Source organism: Streptomyces sp. NPDC015032, from assembly GCF_043080425.1.
GTDB lineage: Bacteria > Actinomycetota > Actinomycetes > Streptomycetales > Streptomycetaceae > Streptomyces.
Genome location: NZ_JBIBVN010000015.1, coordinates 127,251 through 145,476 on the forward strand (window position 1 = coordinate 127,251; position 18,226 = coordinate 145,476).

The window sequence follows — 18,226 nt, forward strand, 5'->3', positions numbered from 1 at the left end:
CGTTGGTCCTCCCGGTCCTGGATCCGGCGGATCCAGGACCGGGAGGACCAACGGGAGCCCGCAGCCGAATCCGCTACAACGTGCGCAACAGCACCGCCGGTTGTTCCACGCAGTCCGCCACGTAACGCAGGAAGCCACCCGCCGTACCCCCGTCGCAGACCCGGTGGTCGAAGGTCAGCGAGAGCTGGACGACCTGGCGCACGGCCAGCTCGCCCTCGTGCACCCATGGCTTGGGCACGATCCGGCCGACGCCCAGCATCGCCGCCTCCGGGTGGTTGATGATCGGTGTCGAGCCGTCGACCCCGAACACCCCGTAGTTGTTCAGCGTGAACGTCCCGCCGGTCAGCTCCGCCGGGGTCAGCCTCCCGGTCCGGGCCGCCTCGGTCAGCCGGGCGATCTCGGCCCCGATCGACTCCGCGTTCCGGGCCTGCGCATCCCGTACGACGGGGACGACCAGGCCCCGCTCGGTCTGCGCCGCGAACCCGAGATGGACCTCCGGCAGCCGCACTATCTCCCGCGCCTCCGGATCCACCGTGGCGTTGAGCTCGGGGAACCGGGCCAGTGCGGCAGTGCAGATACGGGCCAGCAGGGCGAGCACCGACACCTTGGGCCCGGCGGCCGTACCACCGGCGCTGTTCATCGCCGATCTGGCCGCCATCAGCTCGGTGGCATCGGCATCGACCCAGCAGGTGGCATCGGGGATTTCCCGCCGGCTGCGCGCCAGCTTGTCGGCGACCGCTCCCCGTACACCGCGCAACGGAATGCGCTCCCCGGCCGGACCCGCGGCCCTCCGCCCGGCCGACGGCTGCACCGGGGGCAGCGCCGTCGCTGCGGGAACCGGTCCGGCCGCCGATACCGGCTCGGAGACCGAAACCGGCCCGGGCGTCGAAACCGGCTGCGGGACCGCGGCCGGCGAAGGAGTCGCCCTGCCTTCTGCCAGCGCCCTGATCGCGGACTCGACATCGGCACGCATGATCAGCCCCTCGGGTCCGGAGCCCGCCAGTTGCCGCAGATCGAGGTCATGCTGACGTGCCAGCTTCCGAACCAGCGGAGAGACGACGGCCACCGGGCCCTGCGTCCCCTGTGCCGCGTCCGGAACGGACGCGGGTTCCGCGGCCACCGCCATCACCGGTGCGACAGCAGGCGCCGCCACCGCCTCCGGACGGACCCGTCGACGACGCGCCACCGGCGCGCCCGTCCCATAGCCGACCAGCACATTGCCGGACGATTCCACCTCACCGGTACCCGAGCCGGAACCCGCCCCACGCGGACCGGACCCGGCCCCCCCGGCCGACGCCACCTCGCCGTTCCCCGCGCCGTTCCCCGACCTCGTCGTTCCGGCCGGCCCCGGGGATCCCGCCACCCCCGAGGTCCCCTCGGACCCCACAGCCACCGTCAACAACGGTGCCCCGACCGGAAGTTCCGTTCCTTCCTCACCGAACCGCGCGGTCACCACGCCCCCGTACGGGCACGGCACCTCCACCATCGCCTTGGCCGTCTCGACCTCGACGACCGGCTGGTCGACAGCGACGACATCGCCGACCTCCACCAGCCAGCGCACGATCTCCGCCTCGGTGAGCCCCTCACCGAGATCCGGGAGCTTGAATTCGAGTACCTGTGGCATCAGCTCTCCGCCTCCCACTGCAAGCGGGCGACCGCGTCGAGCACCCGGTCCACGCCCGGCAGGTGGTGCCGCTCCTGCATCGGCGGCGGATACGGAACATCGAACCCGGTGACCCGCAGCACCGGCGCCTCCAAGTGGTGGAAGCAGCGCTCGGTGACCCGTGCCGCTATCTCGCCGCCCGGACCGCCGAAACCGGAGGATTCATGGACGACGACCGCGCGCCCCGTACGCCGCACGGAAGCGGCGACGGTCTCGTCGTCGAACGGCACCAGTGAGCGCAGATCGACGACTTCGAGGTCCCACCCCTCTTCGACGGCGGCTTCCGCGGCCTCCATGCAGACCGGAAGCGACGGCCCGTACGTGATCAGCGTCGCGCTGCGCCCGGTCCGGCGGATGACAGCCCGTCCGATCGGTTCCACGGCCACCGGTGCCTCGGGAGACCAGTCCGCCTTCGACCAGTAGAGCCGCTTGGGCTCCAGGAAGACCACCGGATCGTCGGAAGCGATCGAGGCCCTCAGCAACCCGTACGCGTCCTCGACGGTGGCCGGCGTGACGACGTGGAGGCCGGGCGTCGCCATGTAGTACGCCTCCGAGGAGTCGCTGTGGTGCTCGACGCCGCCGATCCCGCCGCCGTACGGCACCCGGACCGTGATCGGCAACGGCATGGCGCCGGCCGTCCTGTTCCGCATCTTGGCAACATGGCTGATGAGCTGCTCGAACGCCGGATAGGCGAAGGCGTCGAACTGCATCTCCACCACGGGCCGCAGCCCGTACATCGCCATACCGACGGCCGTGCCGAGGATGCCCGCCTCGGCCAGCGGGGTGTCCGTACAACGGGCCTCGCCGAACTCCTTGGCCAGGCCGTCGGTGATCCGGAAGACCCCGCCGAGCGTGCCGACGTCCTCGCCGAGGACGTGCACCGTCGGATCCTGGGCCATCGAGTCGCGCAGCGCTCGCCCGAGCGCCTGCGCCATGGTGGCGGGTTTGGCCTTCGCCGTCCGCTCTCCGGCCGGCGCCGCTGCGATGGTCATCGCCCTTCCTCCATGTCGTTGCCGTGCTGGTCCTGCCCGGCCTCCAGCTCGACATGCAACCGGGCGGCCTGCTCCCGCAGTTGCGTGGTCTGTTCCGCGTACACATGGGCGAAGAGATCCATCGGGTCGAGCACCGGGTCGGTGTTCATGCGCTCGCGCAGAGCTGCCGCCATCCGCTCCGCGGCCACGCGCGCCTCCTCGATCCCGTCGTCCCCGAGCAGCCCCCGCCCGGTCAGCTCCCGCTCCAGGAGCTGGATCGGATCGTGCGCACGCCACGCCTCCACTTCGCTTTCACCGCGATAGCGCGTGGCGTCGTCGGCGTTCGTATGGGCGTCCATGCGGTACGTCACCGCTTCGACGAGCGTCGGACCGCCACCGCTCCGGGCCCGTGCCACCGCCTCGCCGAGGACCTGATGCACGGCGGCTGCATCATTGCCGTCCACCAGCCGGCCCGGCATCCCGTACCCCACGGCCTTGTGCGCCAGGGACGGAGCGGCGGTCTGCTTCGCCAGCGGCACGGAGATCGCGAAGCCGTTGTTCTGCACGAAGAAGACGACCGGGGCCCGCCAGACGGCCGCGAAATTCAGTGCCTCGTGGAAGTCGCCCTCGCTGGTCCCTCCGTCACCGACCATGGCCAGCGCCACCACGTCGTCGCCCTTGAGGCGCGCCGCGTGTGCCAGGCCCACGGCGTGCGGCAGCTGGGTGGCAAGGGGGGTGCAGAGAGGCGCGATGCGGTGTTCGCGCGGGTCGTAACCGGTGTGCCGGTCGCCGCGCAGCAGCGTCAGTGCCTCGACCGGGTCCAGGCCGCGCGCCACGGCCGCCAGCGTGTCGCGGTAGCTGGGAAAGAGCCAGTCGTGCTCCTCCAGCACCAGCGCGGCCGCTATCTCGCAGGCTTCCTGCCCCGTGCTCGACGGATAGACGGCGAGCCGGCCCTGCTTCGTGAGAGCGGTGGCCTGCGCGTTGTACCGCCGGCCGCGGACCAGCTCCTTGTAGAGCCGCAGCAGCAGCCCGGGATCGACATCGGCCACGGCGTCCGTACCGAGCACCCGGTACGGCTCGGGGTCCGGGAGCAGCGGCGCGGGATCGGTGAGCGGCTTCCAGGCCGGGGGCGGCGTGGGCCGGTAAGCGGCCGCGCCGGGCAGCTCTTGGACCGTCATGACAAGCACCTCCTGGCATTGAGGGGTTTCGAGCGGCATCTGCCGGCATCGGGGTCGTCCGATGCCGAGGGGCGTCGAAATACATCGAAATGTCGAGCACTGTCCGAGGCGCCGATGTGGCGTGCCTCACCTACCGATTGTTCGGTCGCGAGCGCATTTTGGCTACAGGCGCCTTCAGCCTGTGGACAAACGGTTTTCCACAGCCTGGGATAGGGGCAGGTCGTCCAGGACAGGGAGGCGCGGGCACATGTCAGCTGAACAAATGGCCGAGGGGGGCGAGGGCCCCGGCCAGATTCCGCCCGCGCGCCCGCTGGACGCCGTCGACCGCGACATTCTGCGATTGCTCCAGACGGACGGCCGGGCCTCGATACGGTCGGTGGCCGATCGCGCCCATGTGTCCCGGGCCAACGCGTACGCCCGGATCAACCGGCTCATCGACGACGGCGTGATCCGCGGTTTCGGCGCGCGCGTGAACCATGAGCGGGCGGGGCAGGGCGCCTCCGCGTACATCACGCTCAAGATCGTCCAGAATTCCTGGCGCACCGTGCGCGAGCAGCTCCAGGCGCTGCCTGGGGCCACTCACATCGCGCTCGTCAGCGGCGACTTCGATGTCCTGCTGCTGGTGCACACCCCGGACAACCGGTCGCTGCGCGAACTGGTCCTGACCCGGATCCAGTCCATTCCGGAGGTGCTCTCGACCCGCACGCTCCTGGTCTTCGAGGAGACGGACCTGGCCCCGGGCCCGGCCGGACCCGCCGAGCTCACGTAACGGGACCCGGCTGCCGGACACCAGAACGGTTCGGCCCGATGGCCGGACCGTTCAACGGCTGGACCGCATCCCCTCGAAGGCCACCAGAACGAGCGTGTCCGCCAGCCGCTCACCGTCGACGCCGCCGTCCGGCTGCGGCCGGTACCACTCCACCAGAGAGTTGACCATCCCGAAGAGCAGTCGCGTCACCAGTCGTATGTCCACGTCGGAGCGGAGATCACCGTCCGCGACCGCGGCTCCGAGGAGGTCGGTCACCCGGTGGTCGAACTCGCGCCTCCGCTCCATGGCCCACCGCTCGGTCTTCGTGTTGCCCCGCACGCGCAGCAGCAGCGTGACGTAGGGGAGCTCGGCTATCAGCACGTCGACGGTGCGGCGGGTGACGTACTCGACCCGCTCGATCGCACGCCCCTGCGTCGCCCCCCGTTCGTCGAGGATGCCGAAGAGCCCGTCCAGCGCCCGGCTCACCGCACGGCGAAGCAGCTCCTCCTTGCCGGCGACATGGTGATAGATGGACGACTTGGAGATGCCCGCAGCCCTGGAGAGGTGCTCCATGGACGTGCCGTCGTAGCCGCGCTCGTTGAAGACACGGACGGCGACGGTGAGCAGGGTCTCCGGGGTGTACGTGTCCCGCTTGGCCGTGGTCATGTCCGCGATCCTCCCCTACGAGTTGTCCACAGGTTTGGCGGGCCCCCTTGTCCCGACCGATCGTTCGGTTACTCTAACTCTGTCCGCCCGTCCCTGCCCAGCTCGCTGAGGAGTTGGTCCGTCATGGCCGCCGATCTCTCCCCGAACCTGTTGTCCGAGAAGCACCGCCCCACGCTCGACCAGGCCCTCGACGCGATCCGTACGCGCGCCTACTGGTCCCCGCATCCCGAGCATCCGAAGGCATACGGCGAGGGCGGCGCTCCCGGCAGCCTGAGCGCCGCCGAGGGCAAGGCCGCCTTCGACGCCGTGCTGCATACCCGGCTGGATCTCGGTCAGCCGGGCACCGACGGCTGGACGAGCGGGGAGATCTCTCCGTACGGGCCGGAGCTGGGGGTCGAATATCCGCACTCCGACCTGGACGTCCTGCTGCCGGCGATGCGTGCGGGGATGGCCGCCTGGCGTGCGGCGGGTCCCGAGACCAGGGCCCTGGTCTGTCTGGAGATCCTCGCGCGGATCAGCGCCCGGACCCATGAATTCGGCCACGCGGTGATGCACACCAGCGGCCAGGCCTTCATGATGGCCTTCCAGGCGGGCGGCCCGCACGCCCAGGACCGCGGCCTGGAAGCGGTGGCGTATGCGTACGAGGAACAGATCCGCACCCCGCGGAGCGCCGACTGGTCCAAGCCCCAGGGCAAGCGCGACCCGCTGGAGCTGCACAAGTCGTTCACCGCGGCGCCCCGTGGCATCTCGCTCCTGATCGGCTGCAACACGTTCCCCACGTGGAACGGCTATCCGGGCCTCTTCGCCTCCCTGGCCACCGGCAATCCCGTCCTGGTCAAGCCGCACCCGCGCGCCGTGCTTCCGCTCGCGCTCACGGTGCAGCTGGCCCGCGAGGTGCTCGTCGAGGCAGGCTTCGATGCCAACCTCGTCGCCCTGGCCGCCGAACGGCCGGGCGAGGGCATCGCGAAGACTCTCGCGGTGCGCCCCGAGATCAAGATCATCGACTACACCGGATCGACCGCCTTCGGCGACTGGCTGGAGACCAACGCCCGCCAGGCCCAGGTCTACACGGAGAAGGCCGGAGTCAACACGATCGTCCTCGACTCCACCGATGACTACCGGGGGATGCTCGCCAACCTGGCGTTCTCCCTCTCGCTGTACAGCGGCCAGATGTGCACCACCCCGCAGAACCTGCTGATCCCGCGGGACGGCATCACGACCGACGACGGCGGCAAGTCGTACGACGAAGTCGTCGCCGACATCGCCGCCGGGGTGAACGGACTGCTGGGCGACGACGCCCGGGCGAACGCGCTGCTCGGTGCGCTGGTCAACCCCGATGTGAAGGACCGCCTGGAAGCCGCCGCGGCACTGGGTGAGGTCGCCCTGCCCTCCCGCGAGGTGGCCAACCCGGAATTCCCCGACGCGGTGGTCCGCACCCCCGTCGTCGTCAAACTGGACAGCACCAAGCCGGACGACGAGGAGCACTTCCTGTCGGAGTGCTTCGGACCGGTCTCCTTCGCTGTGGCGGTCGACTCGACATCCGACGCCGTGGAGCTGCTCCGCCGCACGATCCGCGACAAGGGCGCGATGACGGTCGGCGCGTACACCACCTCGCCGGAGGTGGAGCGCGCGCTGGAGGACGTCTGCCTGGACGAGTCGGCCCAGCTCTCGCTGAATCTGACCGGCGGGGTGTACGTCAACCAGACCGCGGCGTTCTCCGACTTCCACGGCTCGGGCGGCAACCCTGCGGCGAACGCGGCCCTGTGCGACGGAGCATTCGTGGCAAACCGCTTCCGCACGGTGGAAGTCCGCCGCCAGGCGTAACCCCCGCACCGCTCTCCCGGACCTCTCTCCAGCCCCTCGGGCGGTCGAGGAGCAGAGGTCCGGGGGACGGAGCCTTCGGTTGCCGAAAGGGGAGGGCAGGGAGACGAGCCCGCCGCAGACGCCCGCCCCATGCCTGCCCCGGCTAGGGCGCTGTCCCCGGAATCTCCGCGTACCGCTGCACCCACGCATGCATGGCGATCGCGGCCGCGGCTCCCGCGTTGATCGACCGCGTCGATCCGAACTGCGCGATGGAGCACACCATCGCCGCGTGTTCGCGGGCCTCTTCCGTCAGCCCGGGCCCTTCCTGCCCGAAGAGCAGCACGCACCGCCGCGGCAGCTCGGTACGCTCCAGCGGAACCGCCCCCGGCAGGTTGTCGATCCCGATGATCGGCAGGCCCTCCGCCGCCGCCCACGCGGTCAGCGACTCCGTGTCGGGGTGGTGCCGCACATGCTGGTACCGATCGGTGACCATCGCACCGCGCCGGTTCCAGCGCCGCCGCCCCACGATGTGGATCTCCTTGGCGAGGAAGGCGTTCGCGGTTCGCACCACGGAGCCGATATTGAAGTCGTGGCCCCAGTTCTCGACCGCCACGTGGAAGTCGTGCCGTCGCAGATCAAGATCGGCGACGATCGCCTCCCGGGTCCAGTACCGGTAGGCGTCGCCAACGTTGCGCCGGTCGCCGTGGGCAAGCAGCTCGGGGTCGTACCGCTCGTCCACGGGCCAGGGCAGCGGGTGCGGCCCGACGCCGATCTCCGTTCCGAACCCGTCGTCGTACTGCATCGGTTCCGTGGCCGGGCCAGGTGCCGCCGCAGGTACGGATGCGACGGACGGTTCATGTCCCGGGGACTCCTCGATCAGCGGTTTCCCGCCGGTACTGCCAGTGCCGCCCATGCCGCCGGTGCTGCTGCCGCTCTCACTACTCACCCGACGAGCGTATGGCCCCCGTCGCCGCTGTGCTGCGGGACCTCCTCGTCATCGACGGCACGCCGCTGCCCCGGCACCTTGCCCCTGCGCGAAAACAGCAGCTCCCGCCCGAGGGTCACACGGCCACCGAGCCAGACCAGGAAGACAGTCGGCAGGAAGACGGAGTCGGCGGCGATCATCGCCATCGAGAAGAACGGCAGCCCGAGCAGCAGAGCAATGCCGACGTGCTCGCACATCATGACGACGAGCAGGACGTTCTTGACCCGCCGGTTGAACAGGGTGAAGGGGAAGGCGACCTGAACAATGACCGTGCCGTACGTCAGCAGCATCACCATCACACCGCTGGACGCGAGAATGTCCGACAGCCCGGGCCAGGGCGTGAAGTAGTCGAGATTGAGCGGGTAGTACAGCGCCGTGCCGTCCTGCCACCGCGATCCCTGGATCTTGTACCACCCCGCCGTCGCGTAGATCACGCAGACCTCGGCCGCGATCACGACCAGGGTCGCGTTGTGGGCGAGATTGGCGATGACGTCGAGCAGGGTGCGCGCTTCGCTGTCCGGCGCACGACGGTTCACGACCCACCAGGCGCCCTGACCGGCCCAGAGAAGCCAGAAGAGAGCCGGCAGCCACGTGGTGCCGCCGAGCCCGTCGGTCACGGTGGCCGCGATCAGAACCAGGCCGAGCACCACCCAGAGAATCGGACCGGCCACGTCCCGCCGCCCCGAACGCCGAAGGCCGGCGATATCCGCATCCGTATCCGCATCAGCCGGCAGCCCCGGTGTGCGGCCCGCACGCCCCGCCCCGGCCGCACGGTCCGCACGACCTGCGCGCCGGGCATCCAACGACCAGACCTGCCCGCAGCGCGTCAGCACGAGGTAGATCGCCATGAGATGGATGACGTTGTCGCCACCGTCGCCCATGAAGATGCTGCGGTTCTGCAGAGAGAGCACACCGACCATGAAGAGGACCGACATGGCGCGGGTGTGCCAGCCGACCATGAGCAGTGCGGCGGAGAGCAGAGCCACCGCGTACACGATCTCGAACCAGACGGTGCTGTCCGACCACATGAGCGCGGTGAAGGCTTGATTGCCCGATATGAGCTGCTGCGCCATGTCCCAGCGCCATGTGGCGTCGGGGCCGTACATCTCATGGCGGTGCGGCAGTTCGCGCAGCAGGAAGAGCAGGTAGGTGGCGGAGAAACCGATCCGGATGACGGCGCTCTGGTACGGGCCGAGGGCCGAGGAGGTGACGCGCTGGATGCCGCGGGCAAGCTTGCGATCGAAGGTTGACGTACTCACTTGTCCGCCCCCTTGGCGTTCTCGGGGAGGTCGGCCGGGGTAATGGTCCACCACGGCAGCACCCGGTAGGACGGCTTCGTACTGATCTTCTCCTCGCTCCAGCCGGGCGCCGCGATGGACCGCACTTCGGAACGGATCTGGATGCGCTCGACAGTGCCGCCGTAGTCGTGCTCACTGAGGCGCCGCATGGCGATGCGGCGGATGTAGCGCTCGGAGAGCTCACCGCGCAGGCCGTTCGCCCGGTTCTCGTTGTCGTGCGAATTGATGTAGAAGTCCCAGCCCCGGCGCAGCTCGTTCTGATGGATGTGGCTGGGGAGAAGATTGCCGCGTATCGCCTTCCCGTCCTCACCGGAGAGGCTCATCCAGGAGGTGGTGCGGCGGCCGTCGGTGCCGGCTATCTCGGCTCGGACGTGAACGGCCACGTTCTGCTGGAGCGGGTTCGGGGCAAAGAGCTTCCAGTTCTGTTCGAACTCGGGATAGATCCAGTCGTCGACAGCTTTGCCGTGCTGCTTGGTCAGGGTGTTGGAGGGCGCGACATGCAGAAACACCATGGCCAGCTGTCCACACGCGATCAGCCCGATGACGGACAGCGCGATCGCGGCAACGATCTGGTACGGAAGCGACAGGGCGGCGATGCCGCCGCGGGGAGACGAACCCGGCTCCGGACCGGGGCCGGGCGATGTGTCCTCGCCCGGCCCAGGCCCCGGCCTGGTGCTCCCGCTCCCGACACCCCTGTCGTCGTACGAATCCATCCCGCCCCGATCCCCGTCGATCCCCGGTCAGTTATCCACAGGGTTGACACCCTACGGGCCACCGACTCACCATTGAAGACATTGAACCGAACGATCGGTCGGTCGGTAGGGAGTCCGGGATGACGGCAGTGACTGCGGACCAAGCGGCGCAGGCGGGACCAGCCAGGCCCGAGGGGGCGGACGAGGCCTTGAAGGCGACCTTCGACGCCGCGGTGGCCGCGGACGAGCGCATCGAGCCGCGCGACTGGATGCCTGATGCGTACCGCGCCTCGCTGGTCAGGCAAATGGCCCAGCATGCCCACTCCGAGATCATCGGCATGCAGCCGGAGGCCAACTGGATCTCGCGCGCGCCCTCGCTGCGCCGCAAGGCGATCCTGATGGCCAAGGTGCAGGACGAGGCCGGGCACGGGCTCTATCTGTACAGCGCCGCGGAGACCCTCGGCACCGGCCGCGAGGAGTTGCTCGACAAGCTCCACGCGGGCCGCCAGAGGTATTCGTCGATCTTCAATTACCCGACGCTGACCTGGGCGGACGTAGGAGCGATCGGCTGGCTCGTAGACGGCGCCGCGATCACCAACCAGGTACCGCTCTGCCGCTGCTCCTACGGCCCGTACGCCCGGGCGATGGTCCGCATCTGCAAGGAGGAGTCCTTCCACCAGCGTCAGGGATACGAGCTGCTGCTCACCCTCAGCCGCGGCACCCCGGCGCAGCACGAGATGGCCCAGGACGCGGTGAACCGCTGGTGGTGGCCGTCCCTGATGATGTTCGGCCCGCCGGACGACGCATCGGCCCACTCGGCACAGTCAATGGCCTGGAAGATCAAACGGCACTCCAACGACGAGCTGCGGCAACGCTTCGTGGACATCTGTGTCCCCCAGGCCGAAGCGCTGGGGCTCACCCTTCCGGACCCGGATCTCCGGTGGAACGAAGAGCGTGGGCACCACGACTTCGGGGCGATCGACTGGAAGGAGTTCCAGGAAGTCCTCAAGGGCAACGGCCCGTGCAACGAGCAGCGCCTCACCCAGCGCCGCCGGGCGCACGAGGAGGGCTCCTGGGTCCGGGACGCGGCAGTCGCGTACGCGGAGAAACACACAGCAGTATCCGACGGGGAGGCGACAGCATGAACAGCTCGACCGAATGGCCGCTGTGGGAAGTGTTCGTGCGTTCGCGCCGCGGGCTGTCCCACACCCACGCGGGCAGCCTGCACGCCCCGGACGCGGAGATGGCCCTGCGCAACGCGCGCGATCTGTACACACGCCGTTCCGAGGGCATCTCCATCTGGGTGGTCCCGTCCGCCCAGGTCACGGCCTCCTCTCCGGACGAGAAGGACTCCTTCTTCGAGCCGGCCGGTGACAAGCCGTACCGGCACCCGACGTTCTATGAGATCCCGGAAGGGGTGAAGCACCTGTGACCGCGGCCCTCGCCCTGGGCGACGACGCGCTGGTGCTCTCGCACCGGCTGGGGGAGTGGGCCGGCCACGCCCCCGTGCTGGAAGAAGAAGTGGCCCTGGCCAACATCGCGCTGGACCTGTTGGGGCAGGCCCGGGTACTGCTCTCCCTCGTCGGGGACGAGGACGAGCTGGCATATCTGCGCGAGGAACGCGCCTTCCGCAACGTCCAGCTGGTCGAGCAGCCGAACGGCGACTTCGCCCACACCGTCGCCCGCCAGCTCTACTTCTCCACCTACCAGCGACTGCTGTACGAGCAGCTGGCCGCCGATGAGAGCCCGTTCGCCGGGCTGGCGGCGAAGGCGGTCAAGGAAGTCGCGTACCACCAGGACCACGCGGAACACTGGGCGCTGCGGCTCGGCGACGGCACAGCCGAGAGCCATGAGCGGATGCAGCGAGGGGTCGACGCCCTGTGGCGGTTCACCGGTGAGCTGTTCCAGCCCGTGGAGGGCGTGGAGATCGACTGGCAGTCGCTGCACAGCGGCTGGCTGGAGTCCGTCACCGCGGTACTGGAGCGGGCCACGCTGACCGTGCCGACCGGTCCGCAGTCCGGAGCATGGACTGCGGGTGCGGGCCGCCAGGGCATCCACACCGAACCCTTCGGCCGGATGATCGCCGAGATGCAGCATCTGCATCGCAGCCACCCGGGGGCGTCATGGTGACCGGGACTCTCCTGGAGGAGGAGCTGTATCGGCTGGCAGGGTCCGTGCCCGATCCCGAACTGCCCGTACTGACCCTGAACGAGCTGGGAGTGCTCCGGGGCGTGGACATCGTCGCGCCGGGCAGAGTCACCGTGCGTCTCACCCCGACCTACACCGGCTGCCCGGCAATCGCGGCCATGTCTTCCGACATCGAGCGGGTGCTTCATGACCACGGCATACCGGAGGTCTCCGTGGTCACCGTGCTCTCACCCGCCTGGTCGACCGACGACATCAGCGCGGAAGGGAGGCGCAAGCTGGCCGAGTTCGGCATCGCGCCCCCGCGCCCGCACGACGCCACGGCGCCCTCGGGCGGCCCGGTGCCGCTCACGCTCTCGGTGCGCTGCCCGCACTGCGGCTCGACCGATACGGAGTTGCTGAGCCGGTTCTCCTCCACCGCCTGCAAGGCGCTGCGCCGGTGTGTGACATGTCGCGAACCGTTCGACCACTTCAAGGAGTTGTAGATGTTCCATCCGCTCCGGGTCCGCGCGATCGAACGGCTCACGGACGATTCGGTGGCCGTCACCCTCGCCGTGCCGCCCGAGCTGCGCAAGACCTTCCACCACAAACCCGGTCAGCACCTCAACGTGCGCTACACCGTCGATGGCGAGGAGATCCGCCGCTCGTACTCGATCTGCTCCCCGGCCACGGAGGAACCGGCCGACCCGGTGTTGCGTGTGGGCATTCGGCTCGTCGACGGCGGCGTGTTCTCCACGTACGCGCTGAAGGAACTCGCCGTCGGTGACCTGGTCGAGGCGATGCCTCCCATGGGCCGCTTCGTGCTCACGCCCCGCGCCGGACACTTCGCGGCGATCGTCGGGGGCAGCGGGATCACCCCGGTGCTGTCGATCGCGGCAACACTGCTGGCGAGGGAGCCCGACGCCAGTTTCTGCTTGATCCGCAGTGACCGGACAGCGCTCTCGACGATGTTCCTCGACGAAGTCGCCGACCTCAAGGACCGCTACCCGGACCGGTTCCAGCTGATCACGGTGCTCTCCCGGGAGGAACAGCAGGCAGGTCTCCCGTCCGGGCGGCTGGACCGGGACCGGCTCATCGAGTTGCTGCCCGCGCTCCTTCCGGTCGCGGAGGTGGCCGGCTGGTACCTGTGCGGGCCGTTCGGACTGGTGCAGGCGGCCGAAGGCGCGCTGCACGACCTGGGCATCGACCGGACCCGCATCCACCAGGAAATCTTCCATGTGGACGACGGCCCGAACGCTCCCGCCCGCACCCCGGCTGAAACGCCCGCCCACAGCAGGCTCACGGCGACCCTGGACGGCCGTTCCGGAACCTGGCCCGTGCAGGATGGCGAATCACTGCTGGAGACAGTGCTGCGCAGCCGCTCCGACGCCCCGTACGCCTGCAAGGGCGGCGTGTGCGGGACCTGCCGGGCCTTCCTGGTCTCGGGAGAGGTGCGGATGGACCGCAACTTCGCTCTGGAGCCCGAAGAAACGGACGCCGGCTATGTGCTGGCATGCCAATCGCATCCGGCCACACCGGAGGTGGAACTCGACTTCGACCGCTGAACGTCGGCGTCCGGCCGCCGACCGCCGGCCGGACCCCATTTCGCCCACCCCGTCACCCCACGCATCCACGCATCCACGCCTCCCCTCCTGTTCCCTTCTCATAGAACGTGTTCTATCTTGACGCTCCGTCAGATCCGGGTACGGGAGCAACGGTTCGCGGGAGGCCAGGGCAGTGGACTTCACCTTCACCGAGGAACAGCAGGCAGCCGCCGAGGCGGCTGGAGCGATCTTCTCCGACGTCGCACCCGACGGGGTTCCCAGCCCCGCTCTCGTGCCGGGCGCGGTGGCCGAGGACATCGACCGGTCCCTGTGGGCCGGGCTCGCCGCAGGCGACTTGCTGAGCCTGACGCTGTCGCCGGAGCACGGCGGGGCGGGGCTGGATCTCGTCGCGCTCTGTCTGGTGCTTCGCGAGTCCGCCAAGGTGCTTGCGCGGGTGCCGCTGCTGGAGACGTGCGGGGTCGCGATGGCCCTCCAGCGCTACGGCGACCCGGGGCTGGCCGCCGAATTGCTCCCCCGGGTCGGCCGGGGCGAGCTGGTCCTCACCGTTGGGGCCAACGGGCGTTCCGGCCACGATCCGGCCGAGCTCGCCGTCACGGCCCGCCGTGAAGCTCCCACGGGGAACGACCGGTCGGGTGCAGAAACTGGCGAAGGTCCCGAGAAAGGTCCTGGCATCGCGACCGCGGACACCGACGGTGATGCCACCGGCTGGGTGCTCGACGGAGTGCAGTCGGGGGTGCCGTGGGCGCAGGCTGCGGACTGGATCGCGGTTCCCGCCCACACAGGCGAGGGCCGGGCCGTTCTGGCACTGGTCCGGCCCGCCCACGAAGGCGTCACTCTGGCCGAGCAGGTCTCCACCAGTGGTGAGCTGTTCGCAGAGGTCCGGCTGGACTCGGTGAGGATCGACAGCCGCGCGCTGATCGGCACCGCCGGAGCCTGGGAGTGGCTGCGCGCCCTGCTCACCACCGGAACCTGCGCGCTCGCGCTCGGGCTGGGCGAGGCCGTGCTCGCCATGACGAGTGAATACACCGGCAAGCGTGAGCAGTTCGGCTTTCCGGTAGCGACCTTCCAGTCCGTCGCAGTACAGGCCGCGGACCGCTACATCGACCTGCGGGCCATGGAAGTGACACTCTGGCAAGCGGCCTGGCGGATCTCCACGGGGGCCGGCGGCGCGATGCCCGTCGAGGGCGACATCGCCGTGGCGAAGATCTGGGCGTCGGACGGTGTCCGCCGGGTCGTACAGACGGCCCAGCATCTGCACGGCGGCTTCGGTGCGGACACCGACTACTCGCTGCACCGCTTCCACGCCTGGGCGAAGCAGATCGAACTGTCCCTCGGCCCGGCGGCGGCGCACGAGGAGGCACTGGGCGACCTTCTGGCCGCGCATCCGCTCGGCTGATTCCCTACCAGGCCCTCAACCGACGCCGGCCCGAGCAGCTGAGCAGCCATGCGGCGCGGCGGCCAGGCAGGCAGCCTCGCTGCCCGGCGCCCCGGCCGCCCTGCGACCGGGCGACCGGACTGCCACCCGGCTCAGAGCACGAGAGCCGGGTTGCCGTTGTCGGTGATCATCGGACGCCCGGCACCGTCCCAGGCGAGCATCCCGCCGTCGATGTTCACGGCGTCGATGCCCTGCTGCACCAGGTACTGGGTGACCTGGGCAGACCTGCCACCGACCCGGCACATCACATGCACGCGCCGCCCGTCCTCGGCCGCTTCGGTGAGCTCACCGAAGCGGCCCACGAAGTCACTCATCGGAATGTGCAGGGCGCCTTCGACGTGCCCGGCCGCCCATTCGTCGTCCTCCCGGACGTCCAGCACGAAGCCGTCCGACGGAACCGCCGCGGCATCCACCGAGGGCAGCGGGGCGAAATTCATGGGGCATGCCTTCTCTCATACGTACGCTCCAGAGTCACCAGGAACGCTACTGCACCAGACCGGCCAGCTCCGCCTCACGCTGAGCGACCTCGCCCAGCAGCTGATCGGCGATCTCGTCGAGCAGTCGGTCCGGATCGTCCGGCGCCATCCGCAGCATGGCCCCGATCGCGCTCTCCTCAAGCTCCTGAGCGAGCACCGTCAGAAGTTCCTTGCGCTGGGTCAGCCAGTTCAGCCGGACATAGAGCTCCTCGCTCTCACTGAGTTCCGTCTCCGGCACCACCGGCCCCGCCGCCCACTCCTGCGCCAGCTCCGTCAGCAGCGCCTCGTCACCACGCCCGTACGCGGCGTTGACACGGGTGATGAACTCGTCGCGGCGGGCCCGTTCCGTCTCGTCCTGCGCCAGGTCCGGGTGGGCCTTGCGCGCCAGTTCGCGGTAGAGCTTGCGCGCCTCCTCGGTCGGCCGGACCCGCTTGGGCGGCCGGACCGGCTGCTCGGTCAGCATCGCCGCCGCCTCGGGGGACAGCCCGTCGGAGTCGATCCAGTCGTGGAACAGCTCGTCGACGCCCGGCATCGGCATCACGATCGACCGGGCCTCCTGGGCCTTGCGGAGGTCTTCGGGATCACCGGTCCTGGCGGCCAGGGCCTCCGCGATCTGCGCATCGAGCTCATCGAGGCGGGCGTACATCGGCCCGAGCTTCTGGTGATGCAGCCGGGAGAAGTTCTCGACCTCGACCCGGAAGGTCTCCACCGCGATCTCGAACTCGATCAGTGCCTGCTCCGCCACCCGTACCGCCTTGGCGAGCCGAGCCTCGGGACGAGCATCCTCCGGGTTCCCTTCGGCAGCCCCGCCAGCCCCCTCAGCGGCACCGGCCCCCGAACCGGCACCATCGCCGGCACCGGCTGACCGGCCGTCCTGCGCATCCGGGGCGTGCTGCTCGTGCTGCCGGTCGTTGTCCTGCCGGTCATCGTCGTTCCGGGAGGTCGGCACCCCGGCGGCTTCGTGGCTCACCCATCCAGCGTATGGCCACCTTCGACGCCCCGATCACGCGCGGTCGACGGACTGTCCCTCACACGCCCCATTCGGCGGCTATTCGCCCCGCGCCTATGGCCCGTACCAGCTCTGCGTGGTCCGCCTCCGTACGGTCCGCGTACGTCACCGCGAATGCCGCCACCGCCTCGTCCAGCTCGTCGTTCTTGCCGCAGTACCCCGCGATCAGTCGCGGATCGACGCTGTGCGCATGGGCCCGCGCCAGCAGCGCACCGGTCATCCGGCCGTAGTCGTCGACCTGGTCGGCTGCCAGGGCCGCCGGGTCCACGCTGCCCTTGCGGTTCCTGAACTGCCGCACCTGGAAGGGGCGCCCGGCCACGCTGGCCCACCCCAGCAGGATGTCGCTGACAACCTGCATCCGCTTCTGCCCGAGCACCACCCGGCGCCCCTCGTGCGCCACCTCAGGCACATCGAACCCGGCAGCCGGCAGATACGGCGCCAGTACGGAGGGTCGCGCCTCCTTCACCTGCAGCACCAGGGGCTCGCCACGGTGATCGAGCAGGAGCACCACGTACGACCGGGTGCCGACGCTCCCCGTGCCGACCACTCGGAACGCCACGTCGTGGATCGCGTACCTGGCGAGGAGCGGCACCCGGTCCTCCGAGATCGTGCCCAGATAGTCGCCGAGCCCCGTCGCCACCGCGGCGGCCTCCTCGTCCGGCACCCGCCGCAGCACCGGCGGCGCGTCGACGAAGCGACGTCCGCCGTCCCCGGAAACCTCCGTGGACTTGGCCGCGAAACGGGCGCTGGTGTTGTTGCGGGCCTTCTCCGAGACCCGCTCCAGGGTGCCGAGCAGATCCCGCGCATCCGCGTGCGAGACCAATTCCTCGTCCGCGATGGCGTTCCAGGCATCGAGTGCGGGCAGCTTGGCCAGCAGCCGCATCGTCCGCCGGTAGGCGCCCACCGTGTCGTATGCGCCCTGACGGCAGGTCTCCTCGTCCGCACCGGCCTCCCGGCCGGCGAGCACCAGCGAAGTGGTGAGGCGCTTGAGATCCCATTCCCAGGGACCGAACACGGTCTCGTCGAAATCATTCAGATCGATGACCAGGCTGCCGCGCGCATCGCCGTACAACCCGAAATTGGCTGCATGCGCATCGCCGCAGAGCTGGGCACCCACGCCGCTGACGGGCGTACCCACCAGGTCATGGGCCATCAGCCCGGCCGAGCCGCGCAGAAAGGCGAACGGCGTGGCCGCCATTCGCCCCACCCGGATCGGGGCGAGAGCGGACACCCTGCCGCGACTCGACTCCTCGACCGCCTGCACGGCGTCGGGCCGTCCGGCCGGAAGCTCCAGCAAGGAGTGAGAGGCCCTGGACACCCTCTCCCGCAGGGCCTTGCCCGCCTCCTTGGGCGACTGCGGCGCACTGCCGCCGGCCCCAGCTTCTCCACTTGTCCGCCGAGTTGTCCGCCGAGCGAATCCGGGCACGACCGGAATGCGCGGATTCCCGGTCACAGCCCGTTGCACCGGCACTGTCGCTTCGATTTCGCCCATGGCGCACAGCCTCCCCCGCCCTCGTCCTGCGCTCCTGGCCCGACGCCCCGTCGCAGATCAATTGCGACGAAGGTACCGCCGTCCGCCGAAGGCCGTCCGCCCCTGTGGAAAACTCATCTTC

General features: G+C 69.7%; 18 protein-coding genes. 8 read left to right on the top strand and 10 right to left on the bottom strand.

The genetic code is table 11. The features are described 5' to 3' along the window. Positions 1–73: 73 nt before the first annotated feature. From ACF08M_RS22210 to pdhA, 3 genes are read right to left on the bottom strand one after another with little or no spacing between them, the layout of a single operon-like run. Positions 74–1,624 carry a dihydrolipoamide acetyltransferase family protein gene (locus tag ACF08M_RS22210; protein ID WP_392186981.1) on the bottom strand — a complete coding sequence of 517 codons (1,551 nt, stop codon included), beginning with the start codon at positions 1,622–1,624 and terminating at the stop codon, positions 74–76. Further along, positions 1,624–2,655 (bottom strand): alpha-ketoacid dehydrogenase subunit beta, encoded by a 1,032-nt coding sequence (locus tag ACF08M_RS22215; RefSeq protein ID WP_392186982.1) that lies wholly within the window; start codon positions 2,653–2,655, stop codon positions 1,624–1,626. The genes ACF08M_RS22210 and ACF08M_RS22215 overlap by 1 nt, the downstream gene beginning before the upstream one ends. After that, positions 2,652–3,812 (bottom strand): pyruvate dehydrogenase (acetyl-transferring) E1 component subunit alpha, encoded by a 1,161-nt coding sequence (gene pdhA, locus ACF08M_RS22220; RefSeq protein ID WP_392186983.1) that lies wholly within the window; start codon positions 3,810–3,812, stop codon positions 2,652–2,654. Before pdhA ends, ACF08M_RS22215 begins: the two co-directional genes overlap by 4 nt. A 262-nt stretch (positions 3,813–4,074) precedes the next feature. On the opposite strand from pdhA, the gene ACF08M_RS22225 reads away from it, so the two are divergent. Further along, entirely contained in the window at positions 4,075–4,581 is a 507-nt protein-coding gene (locus ACF08M_RS22225; protein ID WP_392187027.1) for an Lrp/AsnC family transcriptional regulator, read from the top strand. A 51-nt stretch (positions 4,582–4,632) separates the two neighbouring features. Here ACF08M_RS22225 and ACF08M_RS22230 read toward each other — a convergent pair whose 3' ends face one another. Beyond that, positions 4,633–5,226, bottom strand: a complete 594-nt coding sequence (locus ACF08M_RS22230; protein WP_392186984.1) for a TetR/AcrR family transcriptional regulator — start codon at positions 5,224–5,226, stop codon at positions 4,633–4,635. Between the two features lie 123 nt (positions 5,227–5,349). Between ACF08M_RS22230 and paaN the strand changes: the two genes are divergently transcribed. Continuing rightward, positions 5,350–7,050, top strand: a complete 1,701-nt coding sequence (gene paaN / locus ACF08M_RS22235; RefSeq protein ID WP_392186985.1) for a phenylacetic acid degradation protein PaaN — start codon at positions 5,350–5,352, stop codon at positions 7,048–7,050. Between the two features lie 142 nt (positions 7,051–7,192). Here paaN and ACF08M_RS22240 read toward each other — a convergent pair whose 3' ends face one another. The 3 genes from ACF08M_RS22240 to ACF08M_RS22250 all read right to left on the bottom strand — a co-directional run bounded on the left by ACF08M_RS22240 (position 7,193) and on the right by ACF08M_RS22250 (position 10,025). Continuing rightward, positions 7,193–7,831: a TrmH family RNA methyltransferase gene (locus tag ACF08M_RS22240; RefSeq protein ID WP_392187028.1), complete on the bottom strand. Its 639-nt coding sequence runs from the start codon at positions 7,829–7,831 to the stop codon at positions 7,193–7,195. 140 nt (positions 7,832–7,971) lie between these two features. After that, a complete protein-coding gene (locus tag ACF08M_RS22245; protein WP_392186986.1) occupies positions 7,972–9,273 on the bottom strand; it encodes an HTTM domain-containing protein in 1,302 nt (433 codons plus the stop codon). After that, positions 9,270–10,025, bottom strand: coding sequence for a DUF5819 family protein (locus ACF08M_RS22250; RefSeq protein WP_392186987.1), 756 nt, complete (start codon positions 10,023–10,025; stop codon positions 9,270–9,272). Before ACF08M_RS22250 ends, ACF08M_RS22245 begins: the two co-directional genes overlap by 4 nt. Before the next feature lie 119 nt (positions 10,026–10,144). Here ACF08M_RS22250 and paaA point away from each other — a divergent pair, with 119 nt between their 5' ends. The 6 genes from paaA to ACF08M_RS22280 all read left to right on the top strand — a co-directional run bounded on the left by paaA (position 10,145) and on the right by ACF08M_RS22280 (position 15,089). Next, positions 10,145–11,149: a 1,2-phenylacetyl-CoA epoxidase subunit PaaA gene (gene paaA, locus ACF08M_RS22255; protein ID WP_392186988.1), complete on the top strand. Its 1,005-nt coding sequence runs from the start codon at positions 10,145–10,147 to the stop codon at positions 11,147–11,149. Further along, positions 11,146–11,436, top strand: coding sequence for a 1,2-phenylacetyl-CoA epoxidase subunit PaaB (gene paaB / locus ACF08M_RS22260; protein WP_392186989.1), 291 nt, complete (start codon positions 11,146–11,148; stop codon positions 11,434–11,436). Before paaA ends, paaB begins: the two co-directional genes overlap by 4 nt. Continuing rightward, positions 11,433–12,134 (top strand): 1,2-phenylacetyl-CoA epoxidase subunit PaaC, encoded by a 702-nt coding sequence (gene paaC, locus ACF08M_RS22265; RefSeq protein WP_392186990.1) that lies wholly within the window; start codon positions 11,433–11,435, stop codon positions 12,132–12,134. The genes paaB and paaC overlap by 4 nt, the downstream gene beginning before the upstream one ends. Beyond that, on the top strand, positions 12,128–12,634 hold the full coding sequence (gene paaD / locus ACF08M_RS22270; RefSeq protein WP_392186991.1) for a 1,2-phenylacetyl-CoA epoxidase subunit PaaD: 507 nt from the start codon (positions 12,128–12,130) through the stop codon (positions 12,632–12,634). The genes paaC and paaD overlap by 7 nt, the downstream gene beginning before the upstream one ends. Continuing rightward, positions 12,635–13,693 carry a 2Fe-2S iron-sulfur cluster-binding protein gene (locus ACF08M_RS22275; RefSeq protein WP_392186992.1) on the top strand — a complete coding sequence of 353 codons (1,059 nt, stop codon included), beginning with the start codon at positions 12,635–12,637 and terminating at the stop codon, positions 13,691–13,693. A gap of 172 nt (positions 13,694–13,865) precedes the next feature. Further along, on the top strand, positions 13,866–15,089 hold the full coding sequence (locus tag ACF08M_RS22280) for an acyl-CoA dehydrogenase family protein (protein WP_392186993.1): 1,224 nt from the start codon (positions 13,866–13,868) through the stop codon (positions 15,087–15,089). 131 nt (positions 15,090–15,220) lie between these two features. On the opposite strand, the gene ACF08M_RS22285 is transcribed toward ACF08M_RS22280, so the two are convergent. The 3 genes from ACF08M_RS22285 to ACF08M_RS22295 are packed head-to-tail and all read right to left on the bottom strand — an operon-like array spanning position 15,221 to position 18,105. Beyond that, on the bottom strand, positions 15,221–15,565 hold the full coding sequence (locus ACF08M_RS22285) for a rhodanese-like domain-containing protein (protein WP_392186994.1): 345 nt from the start codon (positions 15,563–15,565) through the stop codon (positions 15,221–15,223). 46 nt (positions 15,566–15,611) lie between these two features. Continuing rightward, positions 15,612–16,574, bottom strand: coding sequence for a hypothetical protein (locus ACF08M_RS22290; protein WP_392186995.1), 963 nt, complete (start codon positions 16,572–16,574; stop codon positions 15,612–15,614). A gap of 58 nt (positions 16,575–16,632) precedes the next feature. Then, positions 16,633–18,105, bottom strand: a complete 1,473-nt coding sequence (locus tag ACF08M_RS22295) for a DUF2252 domain-containing protein (RefSeq protein WP_392186996.1) — start codon at positions 18,103–18,105, stop codon at positions 16,633–16,635. Between the last annotated feature and the right edge of the window lie 121 nt (positions 18,106–18,226).